The organism is Escherichia sp. MOD1-EC5990, assembly GCF_002965285.1.
In the GTDB taxonomy this organism is placed as follows: Bacteria; Pseudomonadota; Gammaproteobacteria; order Enterobacterales; family Enterobacteriaceae; genus Escherichia; species Escherichia coli_F.
In genome coordinates, this window is record NZ_PTRV01000003.1 from 1 (window position 1) to 12,658 (window position 12,658).

Here is a 12,658-nt window from a genome sequence, read left to right on the forward strand (position 1 = left end):
TAGCGCGGTGGTCCCACCTGACCCCATGCCGAACTCAGAAGTGAAACGCCGTAGCGCCGATGGTAGTGTGGGGTCTCCCCATGCGAGAGTAGGGAACTGCCAGGCATCAAATTACGAAGAATGGCACTGACCTTTGAGGCAGTTCACTACTCGATAAGAGAGTAGGACAAAAGCGAAAGCTTTTGAACGTTGCGAAGCAACGGCCCGAAGGGTGAATCGCGAAGTGATTCATAAACTGCCAGGCATCAAATTAAGCGTGCTGATATGGCTCAGTTGGTAGAGCGCACCCTTGGTAAGGGTGAGGTCCCCAGTTCGACTCTGGGTATCAGCACCACTTTTTAGGTTAAAGTTCGGCAGATTAGAAAAGAATTTGTCTGGCGGCAGTAGCGCGGTGGTCCCACCTGACCCCATGCCGAACTCAGAAGTGAAACGCCGTAGCGCCGATGGTAGTGTGGGGTCTCCCCATGCGAGAGTAGGGAACTGCCAGACATCAAATAAAACAAAAGGCTCAGTCGGAAGACTGGGCCTTTTGTTTTATCTGTTGTTTGTCGGTGAACACTCTCCCGAGTAGGACAAATCCGCCGGGAGCGGATTTGAACGTTGCGAAGCAACGGCCCGGAGGGTGGCGGGCAGGACGCCCGCCATAAACTGCCAGACATCAAATCAAGCGAAAGGCCATCCGAAAGGATGGCCTTTTTGCGTTTCGAATCCATGTACAACTTAATGGATAACCTGCGATAAAAATGCCCTCGTACGCTCCGATTTAGGATGCGCAAAAAATTCATCAGGTGTAGCTTGTTCCACTATCTCCCCACGATCCATAAAAATCACCCGATCAGCGACGGTTCGCGCAAACCCCATCTCGTGCGTTACGCACAACATTGTCATACCTGACTGCGCCAGCCCAATCATTGTATCCAGCACTTCTTTCACCATCTCCGGATCGAGCGCAGACGTAGGTTCGTCAAACAGCATGATCTTTGGTTTCATACAAAGTGAACGTGCTATGGCAACGCGTTGCTGCTGACCACCAGAAATCTGTCCCGGAAACTTCTGGGCATGTTCGGCAATTCTCACCCGCTCAAGGTAATGCATCGCCAGAGCTTCAGCCTCTTTTTTAGGCATCTTGCGTACCCAAATCGGTGCCAGGATACAGTTCTGTAGAACGGTCAGATGAGGGAAGAGATTGAAATGCTGAAAGACCATTCCCACTTCCTGCCTGACGCGCTCAATATTGCGGATATCTTCATTAAGTTCGATGCCATCCACCACGATCCGTCCCTGTTGATGTTCTTCCAGATGATTAATACAACGAATGGTTGTCGATTTACCGGAACCAGAAGGGCCACACAGAACGATCCGTTCTCCCGGTTGCACGGTTAAATTTATATTTTTCAAAACATGGAATTGCCCATACCATTTATTGACGTTTTCCAGCGTAATCATCGCGTTAGCAGGTTGCAGTAAAATTTGGCTCATAGTGTCCTCAATGCGGTGTACGCCCGGTGTTAAAACGTTTTTCCAGATGTTGGCTATAACGTGACATGCTGAAACAGAAGATCCAGTAGATCAGTGCGGCGAAAACATACCCTTCCGTCGACATACCCAACCAGGCGGGATCAACGGTTGCCTGCTGAACGCTACTGAAAAGATCGAACAACCCGATGATGATCACCAGGCTGGTATCTTTGAAGAGTGCGATGATGGTATTTACCAGCCCAGGAATCACCAGCTTCAACGCCTGTGGCAGAATAACCAGCCCCTGGGTTTTCCAGTAACCCAACGCCAGCGACTCTGCCGCTTCATATTGCCCTTTAGGCAGCGCCTGTAATCCGCCTCGCACGACTTCCGCAACATATGCTGACTGAAACAGGATCACGCCAACCAGCGCGCGGATCAATTTGTCGATACTGGTGCCTTCTGCCATAAACAACGGCAGCATGACCGAAGACATAAACAGAACGGTAATCAGCGGTACACCGCGCCAGAACTCGATAAAAATGACCGATAAGATACGCACAATCGGCATATGGGAGCGGCGACCTAACGCCAGTAAGATCCCCCACGGCAGCGCCCCCGCAATCCCAACTGATGCAATAATTAAAGTGAGCGTCAGCCCGCCCCATTGCCTGGTTTCAACCCGCTCAAGACCAAGAAACCCGCCATACATCAGCCACCAGACAATCAGTGGGTAAATCACCGCCCAGACCGCAATATAGCGACCTCGATGCGGGAGTATTTTCCAGAACATTGGCACGATAGAAACAAGGCCAATCAGTAAAGCCAGGTTAATTCGCCAGCGTTGGTCGTGTGGGTAGAGCCCATACATAAATTGACCAAATCGTTCGTGGATGAAGACCCAACAAGCCCCGGCGTTTGTGCAGTCGGCACGCGTTGAGCCAACCCAATTAGCCTGCAAAAATGCCCAGTTCAGCAATGGTGGGATCAGTTCCCACATCAACCATATGCAGCCAATAGTCAGCAGGCTATTGCTCCAGCTGGAGAACAGATTTTTCCGCACCCACACCATCGCGCGGCTTGAGTTATGGCTCGCCGGGCGCGGGGGATGAGACAGCAATACTTTTGTCATCATGACTCCTTAGCGTTCAACGATCGCGATGCGGCGGTTATAAATATTCATCAGCAGCGAGATAGTCAGACTGATAATCAGATAGACCGACATGGTCATGGCTATCGTCTCGATGGCTTGCCCAGTCTGGTTCAGCACGGTGCCAGCAAACAGCGAAACCATATCGGGATAGCCAATAGCGGCGGCAAGAGAGGAGTTTTTGACGATGTTGAGATACTGGCTGGTTAACGGTGGAATAATCACTCGCAGTGCCTGAGGAATAATGATCTGGCGTAGCGTAACCGGGTTGGGTAATCCCAGTGACCGAGCCGCTTCATGTTGACCATAAGGCACTGCCTGGATCCCCGCGCGGATAATCTCGGCGATAAATGCAGAGGTATAAACCGAAAGCGCCAGCGTTAAGGCTGCCAGTTCAGGAATTAAAACCATCCCGCCACGGAAGTTAAAGCCTCGTAGGGCTGGAACATCCCAGTGTAGTGCTGCGCCAAAAAGCCATTGCGCCAGTAAAGGCAAACCGATGATCAACACAACGGCGACCGGCCAGGTTCGGCGCAATTGTCCGGTCTTTATCTGGTACGTTTTATTAAAACGGAATATTCCAACAGAAATGGCTATAGCAATAACAACAGTTAGGATAAACGCAATAAATCCGTCTCCCAGCTGCGGCGACGGAATATAAAGCCCACGATTGCTCAAAAAGGCCAGATCAAACGCACTCACTGCCTGGCGTGGTCCGGGCAAATTGCGCAACACGGCAAAGTACCAGAAGAAGATTTGCAGTAGCGGCGGAATATTACGGAAGATCTCAATATAAATTGTGGAAAGCTTTCGTAGCAGCCAGTTATCCGAAAGTCGTGCCAGACCGATAAAGAAGCCCAGAACAGAAGCGAATACAATACACAATGCAGAAACCAGCAGCGTATTGAGTAAGCCAACAATGAAAACGCGTCCGTAGGTATCACCCTGCTGGTAATCGATCAAATGCTGGACAATACCGAAGCCAGCGCCGCGATCCAGAAAGGCAAAACCCGAAGTAATGCCACGATTACTGAGATTCGTCACAGTGTTGTGAAATAGCCAACCAACAATGCCGACAACAGCAACAACGGCAAGGATCTGGAATAACCAGGCGCGAACCGTAGGGTTGGCAAAGGAGAGTGAGCCTTTAACGGTTGAGCGGCGATGAGACATAGAAACCTCGGAAAGCATAACGCTGAAGAGAGCGCCGCCGTAGCGACGCTCGTTACCTCACACCGACTTAACGCACGGGCGGCGCGTACTGAATACCGCCGTTATTCCAGAGATTATTTTGCCCACGTTTAATCTTCAGGGGGCTTTCTGAACCTACGTTACGCTCAAAAATTTCCGAGTAATTACCCACCTGTTTGATGATGTTGTAAGCCCATTTATTATCCAGCTTCAGATCTTTACCGTAATCGCCCTCTTTACCCAGCAGATGCGCCATATCAGGCGTTGCAGGATTAGCCGCTTTTTCATCAACGTTTTGCGAATTAACGCCCATCTCTTCAGCATTCAGCATGGCGAAAAGCGTCCAGCGCACTATAGAGAACCATTCATCATCGCCACGACGAACTACCGGCCCAAGCGGTTCTTTAGAGATAACTTCCGGTAAAACAATCCATTCAGCTGGGTTGCTTAATTTGATGCGCAGGGCATACAGTTGTGATTGATCCGAGGCCAGCGTATCGCAGCGACCAGATTCCAGTGCCTTCGCGGATTCGTCAGAGCGATCGAAAGTCACTGGTGTGTACTTCATATTGTTTGCCTTGAAGTAATCGGCGACGTTGAGTTCGGTATCAGTACCCGCCTGAATACAGACTGTTGCGCCATCAAGTTCTTTCGCGCTTTTTAATCCCGCTTTATCGTGCGTCAGGAAACCAATGCCGTCATAATAAGTGACGCCAGTAAATGCCATTCCCATACCGGCATCGCGAGAGGAAGTCCAGGTCGTATTACGGGAGAGCAAATCCACCTCCCCTGACTGTAAAGCCGTGAAGCGTTCTTTTGCAGTGAGCGGGGTATATTTCACTTTCGTGTCGTCACCAAATACAGCTGCCGCAACACCACGACAAACATCTACATCAATACCTGAAAACTTACCGTCAGCATCGGCATAAGAGAACCCAGGTAATCCATCACTGATCCCGCATTGCACAAAACCTTTTTTCTGAACGGCATCAAGCGTCGCGCCAGCATGCGCCTGATTTGCAACGGCAAGCAGCACGCTGGCGGCAGCCAGTGTGGCTATCATCATCTTTTTCATAATGCTTCCTGTGAGGCGAAAATTATCGTTATAGGACGTTTGGGAAACGTCTTTTACCTGTCTGTGGCCATCCTCTTATAAGCAAAAGTAGTGCCAGCTTTTGCGCACGATTTCGCGTCGCAATAAGCTGAGTGTAGACAGGAAATAATAAAAACAGCGCCCCGCAATGGTGCGAAAATGAAACATGCGCCACATTTTGGCGCAAAATATTTACGCATTTTTACTAAGCAGAATAATGATTGTTAGCGTGAGTATATTTCTGGTAGGAAGTGTGAAAATTAAATTGATGCGTTATTTCGAAAGCAGCGAAATAACGCGATATAACATGCTAAATCAGTAGGGAATTACCCAGCAGAATATAGCAATATTTTATCTTATGGAGAGATACTGTATCGTTAAACAGAGCGCGGTACTCCGCGCCCTGTTCAGTTATTTCGACAGAGCGATGATCCCCATCGTCAGGCCAGCAACAGCTGCTGCCCCGCCAGCAATAGCCCCAGCCGTTTCCCAGTTATCCTGAGTCGTGCCTTTCATACAGGTATTGGTGTGAACCAGTCGACCCTGATCGTCATAAACCGGAACGCAGGGCGAATCGTGAGCACAGCCCGCCAGCAATGCGGTGAGCAATGCTACAGGAATTAATCTTTTCATGGTGTTACCTCAGTAATAAACGCTAACGCTTAATAAGTTAACTCTCTTATTAACGAGCTGAATGCCATTTTATCACTGGAGGTTATAAATCTTGCGGCATGAATAATGACAAATTATGTGAATTGTAAAAATAGTGAAGGGAGCGGGAACTATAGAAAGTTTTTAAAGAGTGAGTAGAAGAATATCTTATTAATTTTTATGGGTTTCACTGAAAATAATAAAGGCACCCGAAAGCGCCTTTATGTTTCTGATTTATCCTTTAAAGCAACGGCGGATAACCACAAAGAACACCGGCACGAAGAAGATTGCCAGCAACGTTGCAGAGACCATCCCGCCCATTACCCCGATACCTACTGCGTTCTGCGCGCCACTGCCGGCACCGTTACTGATAGCTAGCGGTAATACGCCGAGAATAAAGGCGAGAGAGGTCATCAGGATAGGACGCAGACGCATACGTACTGCCACCAGTGTCGCTTCAACAACACCTTTACCCTCTTTCTCCATGAGATCTTTAGCGAACTCAACAATCAAAATAGCGTTTTTGGCCGACAAGCCAATTGTCGTTAGCAAGCCCACCATAAAGTAGACGTCATTTTTTTGATTAAAGAGTGTCGCCGCCAGTAGCACGCCGACAATCCCTAACGGCACGACTAACATAACCGAGACAGGAATTGACCAGCTTTCATAGAGTGCAGCAAGGCACAGGAAAACAACCACAAAGGAAATTGCTACCAGAGCGGGAGCTTGGTTTCCCGATAAGCGTTCCTGATATGACATACCCGTCCAGTCATAACCAATGCCAGCTGGTAATTGTGCTGCAAGGTTTTCCATCAACGCCATGGCATCGCCGGAACTGGTTCCTGGCGCGGCTTCCCCCTGAATCTCCATTGACGGCAGACCGTTGTAGCGCTCCAGTCGCGGAGAGCCATACACCCAATGTGCAGTGGTAAAGGCAGAGAATGGCACCATTTCGCCGTTGGCGCTGCGGACATAAAGTTTATCGACATCTTCTGGCAGCATACGGAATTTGGCATCCGCCTGAACATACACCTTTTTCACGCGACCACGGTCAATGAAGTCGTTAACGTAAGTCCCACCCAACGCCGTTGAAATGGTCTGATTGATGTCAGAAAGTGAAACACCTAATGCCTGCGCCTTTTCCTGGTCAACTTCCAGTTTAAACTGCGCGGTGTCTTCCAGACCATTAGGACGCACGCTGACTAAGCTGGCAGGATGTTGCGCCGCCATGCCAAGCAACTGGTTACGGGCCTGGGTCAGGGCATCGTGACCCAGCCCAGCCTGATCAATTAACTCAAAGTCGAAACCCGTTGCCGTGCCCAGTTCAACAATGGCTGGCATATTGAATGGAATGACAAAACCGTCGCGGATCTTGCCCAATTCCATTTTGGCACGATGGATTACCGCTTCCGCACTGTTTTCGTCACCACTACGCTCTTCCCACGGTTTCAGACTGACGAAAGCCATACCGGCATTTTGTGCCTGGCCGCTGAAGCTAAAGCCGTTAACCGTAAAGACACTTTCTACGTTCGCTTTCTCGTTCTTCAGATAGTAATCCGTCACTTGATCCAACACTTTTTGCGTCCGCTCTTGCGTCGCGCCAGCGGGTAACTGAATCATAGTCAGAAAGACACCCTGATCCTCTTCAGGTAAGAAGGAAGACGGAAGACGTAAAAACAACACCACCATTCCAGCAACAATTAGTGCATAGATCAGTAAATATCGTCCTGTGGAACCGAGGATTTTGCCGACGCTGTTGGTGTAGTGGTTAACGCTATGATCGAAGGTGGTATTAAACCAGCCGAAGAAACCGCCCTTATTTTCGTGATGCTCAGCAGAGACGGGTTTGAGCAGTGTTGCACATAACGCTGGGGTAAGAATCAATGCCACCAGAACAGAAAGCGCCATTGCCGAAACGATGGTGATAGAGAACTGGCGGTAAATTGCCCCAGTAGAACCGCCGAAGAATGCCATTGGAATAAATACCGCTGACAGCACCATCGCGATACCCACCAGTGCGCCCTGGATTTGCGACATTGATTTTTCCGTCGCTTCTTTTGGCGGGAGCTTATCCTCCATCATCACGCGCTCGACGTTCTCCACCACCACTATCGCATCATCGACGAGCAGCCCGATGGCAAGCACCATCCCGAACATAGTTAGTGTATTGATGGAGTAACCAAAAGCGGCGAGGATGGCAAACGTCCCTAACAACACCACGGGTACCGCAATGGTGGGGATCAGCGTTGCTCGCATATTCTGCAAGAACAGATACATCACCAGGAACACCAGCATAATGGCTTCGAACAGCGTTTTTACCACTTCGTGAATAGAAAGCTGGACGAATGGTGTGGTGTCATAAGGGTAGAGAACCTTCATTCCCTGCGGGAAGAATGGCTGTAATTCCGCCAGTTTTGCCTTAATGGCTTTCGCGGTATCGAGAGCATTCGCGCCGGTTGCCAGCTTAATACCCAGGCCCGCCGCCGGTTTACCGTTGATGCGAGCGATAACGTTATAGTTTTCACCGCCAAGTTCAACCCGTGCGACATCTTTCAGGCGTACCACCGAGCCGTCACTGTTTACGCGCAGGGTCACTTTGCCGAATTCTTCCGGATTTTTTAACCGCGTCTGAGCAATAATCGAGGCGTTCAACTGTTGCCCTGGTAACGCTGGCGTTCCGCCCAACTGTCCGGCAGCGATCTGATCGTTCTGTACCTTCAACTGGTTAATCACATCAACCGGCGTCAGTTTATATTTGTTTAGCAGATCGGCGTCCAACCAGATACGCATCGCATACTGTGCGCCGAAAAGCTGTACGTCACCGACGCCATTCAGACGGCTAAGCGTATCTTTAACGTTAGAGGCCACATAGTCCGAGATATCGTCCTGTGTGGTGCCTGGGTTATCAGAGACAAAGCCCGCCACCATCAAATAGCTGCTACTGGACTTTTCAACACTGATCCCCTGCTGCTGAACCTCTTGCGGCAGCAACGGCGTGGCGAGCTGGAGTTTGTTCTGTACCTGCACTTGCGCGATATCAGGATCGGTCCCGGACTGGAAGGTAAGGGTAATTGTCACGCTACCGGCGGAATCGCTGGTGGAGGACATATACATCAGGTTATCGATACCATTCATATTCTGTTCGATAACCTGCGTCACCGTATCCTGCACGGTCTGCGCATCAGCGCCCGGATAGTTTGCCGAAACAGAAACTGCAGGCGGCGCAATGGTTGGGTATTGGGCGACGGGCAATTGTAGGATCGCCAGTACACCCGCCATCATCAGAATAATGGCCAGCACCCATGCAAATATCGGTCGTCGAATAAAAAAGTTTGCCATGTCAGATTGCCTTACTTCGATGCAGTATCTGCGGGGGTATCGGTAGTGGCTTTAACCTGCTCTCCCGGACGCGCTTTTTGCAGGCCGCTGACAATGACTTGATCGCCAGATTTCAGCCCTTCGCTAATCAACCATTTATCGCCAATCGCCTGGCTGGCAACGACAGGGCGCGCTTCAACCTGACTTTTATCGTTAACAATCAGCACGGTTGCATCACCACGCGGTGTGCGGCTAACGCCTTGTTGCGGGATAAGAATGGCATCAGGTTGGACGCCTTCATCAATCCGTGCGCGCACAAACATACCAGGTAAAAGCGTATGTTGCGGGTTAGGGAAGACGGCACGTAGGGTTATGGAGCCGGTGCTTTCATCAACGGTAACATCGGAGAATTGCAGCGTACCTTTCAGGGGATAGGTTTGACCGTTCTCCATGACCAACTCTACGTTGCTGGTGGCGTTCTCCTTATGCAAATTTCCTTGCTCTACGGATTGCTTCAGCCTCATAAAATCGTTGCTGGATTGGGTCACATCAACGTAGATAGGATCGAGCTGCTGGACAGTCGCCAGTTCAGTCGTTTGCCCATTAGTGACAAGAGCGCCTTCGGTCACAGTAGATTTGCCGATACGTCCGCTAATTGGCGCAGTCACTTTGGTATAAGCGAGATTGATGCGAGCGCTTTCGACCGTGGCTTTTGCGGCAATCACGGCGGCATCGGCCTGGCGAGCATCAGCAATGGCCTGGTCGTACTCCTGCTGACTGATGTATTTCGTACCCACGAGCGGAATGTAACGTTTTACCGTCAAATGCGCGATGGCGGCGGCGGCTTCACTTTTCGCCAGTTCGCCTTTCGCGCTGTCATAACTTGCCTGATAGGTCGCGGGATCGATCTGGTACAGAGACTGGCCTGCTTGCACATCGCTGCCTTCAGTGAAATTGCGACTCAGTACGATCCCGCTAACCTGTGGGCGAACTTCGGCTATACGGTAAGCATTGGTGCGGCCTGGTAATTCAGTCTTAACTTCTAACGGGGCCGTTTTCACAATATGAACGGTAACCTGCGGTTCACCGACGTGAGCTTTCTCTTCTCCCTTATCGTTACAACCGGCGATTAAAGCCGCGGAGATCAGAATAAAGGAGGGCAGGAGGAAAAACCTGGCATGTTTCGTCATTACTATTCCTCAAAAAACCAAAAGCGCGTTATTTACCCAAAAAGGCAACGCGTTAACTCGCAGAAAGAAAAATACAGTTCGCTATCCTACAAATTATCATTCGTCGATGTAAGGAATAGTTATGAATACTGGCGTCTCAAGGCACATAAACACAAAAAAAGATTAATATTTTACTGTTTTATTTTGACGCGGGTTGAAAGAGGTAGAATCAAATCCTCGTAAATTGAAATATATATTGATAGAGTGAATGTATTTTAGGTAAATAATAAATGTTATTTATTTGACGATTTATAGCAACTCAATATTAGCCTCTCGTATAAATATACATTAGGTGATAGATTAACCTTCGCTATTTTCTCATCCTGTGTCGAATATATTTATTTCCTGAATAATTAATCATGGCAAAAAGAACCAAAGCTGAAGCCCTGAAGACCCGGCAAGAACTGATTGAAACTGCCATCGCCCAGTTTGCGCAGCATGGCGTAAGCAAGACGACGCTCAACGACATTGCCGACGCCGCTAACGTTACGCGTGGCGCTATCTACTGGCACTTCGAGAACAAGACCCAACTGTTTAATGAGATGTGGTTGCAACAGCCTTCATTGCGGGAGTTAATCCAGGATCACTTGACTGCTGGGTTAGAGCATGACCCGTTTCAGCAATTGCGTGAAAAATTGATTGTTGGCTTGCAATATATTGCCAAAATTCCCCGCCAGCAGGCGTTGCTGAAAATCTTATATCACAAATGTGAATTTAATGATGAGATGCTGGCAGAGGGAGTGATACGCGAAAAGATGGGCTTTAATCCGCAGACTCTCCGCGAAGTATTGCAGGCATGTCAGCAACAAGGTTGTATAGCAAATAATCTCGATTTAGATGTTGTGATGATTATTATTGATGGTGCCTTCAGCGGAATTGTTCAAAACTGGTTAATGAATATGGCGGGTTATGATCTTTATAAACAAGCACCCGCATTAGTCAATAATGTATTAAGAATGTTTATGCCAGATGAAAACATAACTAAATTAATTCATGAAACAAATGAATTAGGTATCGTATAAAGTTACATTCTATTGTGAAAATCCAGTTCGTCACAGTTAACCAGTTTTAGCGGATTAACCGAGTTCATATTGCGACATTTGTCTGTTTCTGTTGCCAGCAGTTCAATCCACTGCATCAGTAAGGTATCAAACAGAAAAACAGAGATAGCGAAAACGACGAGCCACCAATACTTGCGAATCATTACCTGAGCCTGCGCATGTTTAACCAAGTCTGGCAGGAAATATACACGAAATGAATAATCTGAAAACCAGGCTTACACTTCCTTTACTTTGCAATGAGATCGGGGTCAACTTCGCTTAACCGGCTTCGTTTTGACAGGTTGCCGGTCTTTCTTTTTTTCACTTTCGCCAGTTCTTCCGCAGAGTAATGCGACGCGACATCCAGCCGTCGAAGCCCCATCTTGATGTACTCACTGTTAATCTCAATACCAATAAATTTTCGCCCGCAGGCGGCGGCTACGGCACCGGTAGTAAAGCTACCGGCAAACGGGTCGAGAACGATATCGCCTGGGTTGGAAGAGGCGAGAATAATGCGTTTCAGTAAGGCTTCCGGTTTTTGCGTCGGGTGATTCTCATATTCATCCATCAAATAACGCACGCGCGGAAAATCCCAGACGTTACCCGGTACTTTTTGATGATTGTAAGGCTGTGGAGGATTTTTGCGATAATCGATCAACGCGCGCTGCGATCCGGTTTTGGCTTCTACCAGAATAGCATCACCGTTGAACGTGTAGTTCTTTGCGTCTTTCACCATCATCAGGATGGGTTCGTACATGGAGCCGTAGTGTTTTTTCGCCTGCACTCCAGAACTGTCATATGACCAGACGATGCGACTTTTGATGGTAAAAAGCTTGCGGCACTGGAGATCGATAAAGGGCATGTTTTCCGTGCTGTTCATGATGTACATGCTGCCCTGCTTTTTCAGAACGCGGTGGCACTCTGCAATCACTTCAAACAGCCAGTCGATAAACAGATCTTCTTTCCAGGCTTCGATCAGACCATCAAAATTTTTACCGATGTTATACGGTGGGTCGGCAAAGATTAGATCTACACTTTCGGCGGGGATCTTTTTAAGTTCGGTTAATGCATCACCCTGGATGATGGTCTTTGCTTCATTACCAAATCGGGTCGGTTCACATCCTGTTCTCATGGTCACTCCCTTTGTGACACTTATAAAAAAGGCGCTTCCCCATGCCGAGTAGCGCCTTTTTAATCAAGCATTTAGCTAACCTGAATTAGTTCATGCCGTATTTTTTCAATTTTTTACGCAGCGTACCACGGTTGATGCCCATCATCAGCGCAGCACGGGTCTGGTTACCACGGGTGTATTGCATCACCATGTCCAACAGGGGCTGTTCTACTTCAGCCAGTACCAGCTCATAGAGGTCATTCACATCCTGACCATTCAGTTGAGCAAAATAGTTCTTCAGTGCCTGTTTAACCGAGTCACGCAGGGGTTTTTGGGTTACCTGATCCTGAGAGTTAACGGTAGAAACGGTCAGTACGTCAGAATTTACGCGTTGTTCGAACATAGTTCTGTCAGCTC

The 12,658-nt window shown here is 48.7% G+C and carries 11 protein-coding genes, 1 tRNA gene and 2 rRNA genes; 4 read left to right on the top strand and 10 right to left on the bottom strand.

The features are described 5' to 3' along the window. The 3 genes from rrf (BEB42_RS03935) to rrf (BEB42_RS03945) all read left to right on the top strand — a co-directional run. Positions 1 to 105, top strand: a 5S ribosomal RNA gene (gene rrf / locus BEB42_RS03935); the annotation flags it as partial. A gap of 153 nt (positions 106 to 258) precedes the next feature. Next, positions 259 to 334: transfer RNA gene (locus tag BEB42_RS03940), tRNA-Thr, on the top strand. Positions 335 to 373: 39 nt separating this feature from the next. Further along, a 5S ribosomal RNA gene (rrf, locus tag BEB42_RS03945) occupies positions 374 to 489 on the top strand. Between the two features lie 231 nt (positions 490 to 720). Here the strand turns inward: rrf (BEB42_RS03945) and BEB42_RS03950 are convergent. The 7 genes from BEB42_RS03950 to acrE all read right to left on the bottom strand — a co-directional run bounded on the left by BEB42_RS03950 (position 721) and on the right by acrE (position 10,051). Further along, positions 721 to 1,479: an amino acid ABC transporter ATP-binding protein gene (locus BEB42_RS03950; RefSeq protein WP_000078336.1), complete on the bottom strand. Its 759-nt coding sequence runs from the start codon at positions 1,477 to 1,479 to the stop codon at positions 721 to 723. Positions 1,480 to 1,486: 7 nt separating this feature from the next. Next, positions 1,487 to 2,590, bottom strand: a complete 1,104-nt coding sequence (locus tag BEB42_RS03955; RefSeq protein ID WP_001352897.1) for an amino acid ABC transporter permease — start codon at positions 2,588 to 2,590, stop codon at positions 1,487 to 1,489. A gap of 9 nt (positions 2,591 to 2,599) precedes the next feature. Continuing rightward, on the bottom strand, positions 2,600 to 3,781 hold the full coding sequence (locus BEB42_RS03960; RefSeq protein WP_001352898.1) for an amino acid ABC transporter permease: 1,182 nt from the start codon (positions 3,779 to 3,781) through the stop codon (positions 2,600 to 2,602). A 67-nt stretch (positions 3,782 to 3,848) separates the two neighbouring features. Further along, positions 3,849 to 4,874, bottom strand: coding sequence for an amino acid ABC transporter substrate-binding protein (locus BEB42_RS03965; protein WP_000738584.1), 1,026 nt, complete (start codon positions 4,872 to 4,874; stop codon positions 3,849 to 3,851). A gap of 429 nt (positions 4,875 to 5,303) precedes the next feature. Then, positions 5,304 to 5,525 carry a membrane protein gene (locus BEB42_RS03975; protein ID WP_000825639.1) on the bottom strand — a complete coding sequence of 74 codons (222 nt, stop codon included), beginning with the start codon at positions 5,523 to 5,525 and terminating at the stop codon, positions 5,304 to 5,306. A 252-nt stretch (positions 5,526 to 5,777) separates the two neighbouring features. Beyond that, positions 5,778 to 8,882 (bottom strand): multidrug efflux RND transporter permease subunit AcrF, encoded by a 3,105-nt coding sequence (gene acrF, locus BEB42_RS03980; RefSeq protein WP_105267168.1) that lies wholly within the window; start codon positions 8,880 to 8,882, stop codon positions 5,778 to 5,780. A gap of 11 nt (positions 8,883 to 8,893) precedes the next feature. Further along, positions 8,894 to 10,051 (bottom strand): multidrug efflux RND transporter periplasmic adaptor subunit AcrE, encoded by a 1,158-nt coding sequence (gene acrE, locus BEB42_RS03985; protein ID WP_105267169.1) that lies wholly within the window; start codon positions 10,049 to 10,051, stop codon positions 8,894 to 8,896. Between the two features lie 398 nt (positions 10,052 to 10,449). Between acrE and acrS the strand changes: the two genes are divergently transcribed. Further along, positions 10,450 to 11,112: a multidrug efflux transporter transcriptional repressor AcrS gene (acrS, locus tag BEB42_RS03995; protein ID WP_105267170.1), complete on the top strand. Its 663-nt coding sequence runs from the start codon at positions 10,450 to 10,452 to the stop codon at positions 11,110 to 11,112. Between the two features lie 2 nt (positions 11,113 to 11,114). Here the strand turns inward: acrS and BEB42_RS04000 are convergent, their stop codons facing one another. From BEB42_RS04000 to fis, 3 genes are all read right to left on the bottom strand, one after another. Beyond that, positions 11,115 to 11,294, bottom strand: a complete 180-nt coding sequence (locus BEB42_RS04000; RefSeq protein WP_105267171.1) for a DUF2556 family protein — start codon at positions 11,292 to 11,294, stop codon at positions 11,115 to 11,117. Between the two features lie 83 nt (positions 11,295 to 11,377). Beyond that, positions 11,378 to 12,262: an adenine-specific DNA-methyltransferase gene (yhdJ, locus tag BEB42_RS04005; protein WP_105267172.1), complete on the bottom strand. Its 885-nt coding sequence runs from the start codon at positions 12,260 to 12,262 to the stop codon at positions 11,378 to 11,380. 85 nt (positions 12,263 to 12,347) lie between these two features. After that, entirely contained in the window at positions 12,348 to 12,644 is a 297-nt protein-coding gene (gene fis / locus BEB42_RS04010) for a DNA-binding transcriptional regulator Fis (RefSeq protein WP_000462905.1), read from the bottom strand. Between the last annotated feature and the right edge of the window lie 14 nt (positions 12,645 to 12,658).

Excerpts from the sequence above, each read along its gene's own strand:
- BEB42_RS03950 (WP_000078336.1), bottom strand. The coding sequence starts at position 1,479 with ATGAGCCAAATTTTACTGCAACCTGCTAACGCGATGATTACGCTGGAA.
- BEB42_RS03955 (WP_001352897.1), bottom strand. The coding sequence starts at position 2,590 with ATGACAAAAGTATTGCTGTCTCATCCCCCGCGCCCGGCGAGCCATAAC.
- BEB42_RS03960 (WP_001352898.1), bottom strand. The coding sequence starts at position 3,781 with ATGTCTCATCGCCGCTCAACCGTTAAAGGCTCACTCTCCTTTGCCAAC.
- BEB42_RS03965 (WP_000738584.1), bottom strand. The coding sequence starts at position 4,874 with ATGAAAAAGATGATGATAGCCACACTGGCTGCCGCCAGCGTGCTGCTT.
- BEB42_RS03975 (WP_000825639.1), bottom strand. The coding sequence starts at position 5,525 with ATGAAAAGATTAATTCCTGTAGCATTGCTCACCGCATTGCTGGCGGGC.
- acrF (WP_105267168.1), bottom strand. The coding sequence starts at position 8,882 with ATGGCAAACTTTTTTATTCGACGACCGATATTTGCATGGGTGCTGGCC.
- acrE (WP_105267169.1), bottom strand. The coding sequence starts at position 10,051 with ATGACGAAACATGCCAGGTTTTTCCTCCTGCCCTCCTTTATTCTGATC.
- acrS (WP_105267170.1), top strand. The coding sequence starts at position 10,450 with ATGGCAAAAAGAACCAAAGCTGAAGCCCTGAAGACCCGGCAAGAACTG.
- BEB42_RS04000 (WP_105267171.1), bottom strand. The coding sequence starts at position 11,294 with ATGATTCGCAAGTATTGGTGGCTCGTCGTTTTCGCTATCTCTGTTTTT.
- yhdJ (WP_105267172.1), bottom strand. The coding sequence starts at position 12,262 with ATGAGAACAGGATGTGAACCGACCCGATTTGGTAATGAAGCAAAGACC.
- fis (WP_000462905.1), bottom strand. The coding sequence starts at position 12,644 with ATGTTCGAACAACGCGTAAATTCTGACGTACTGACCGTTTCTACCGTT.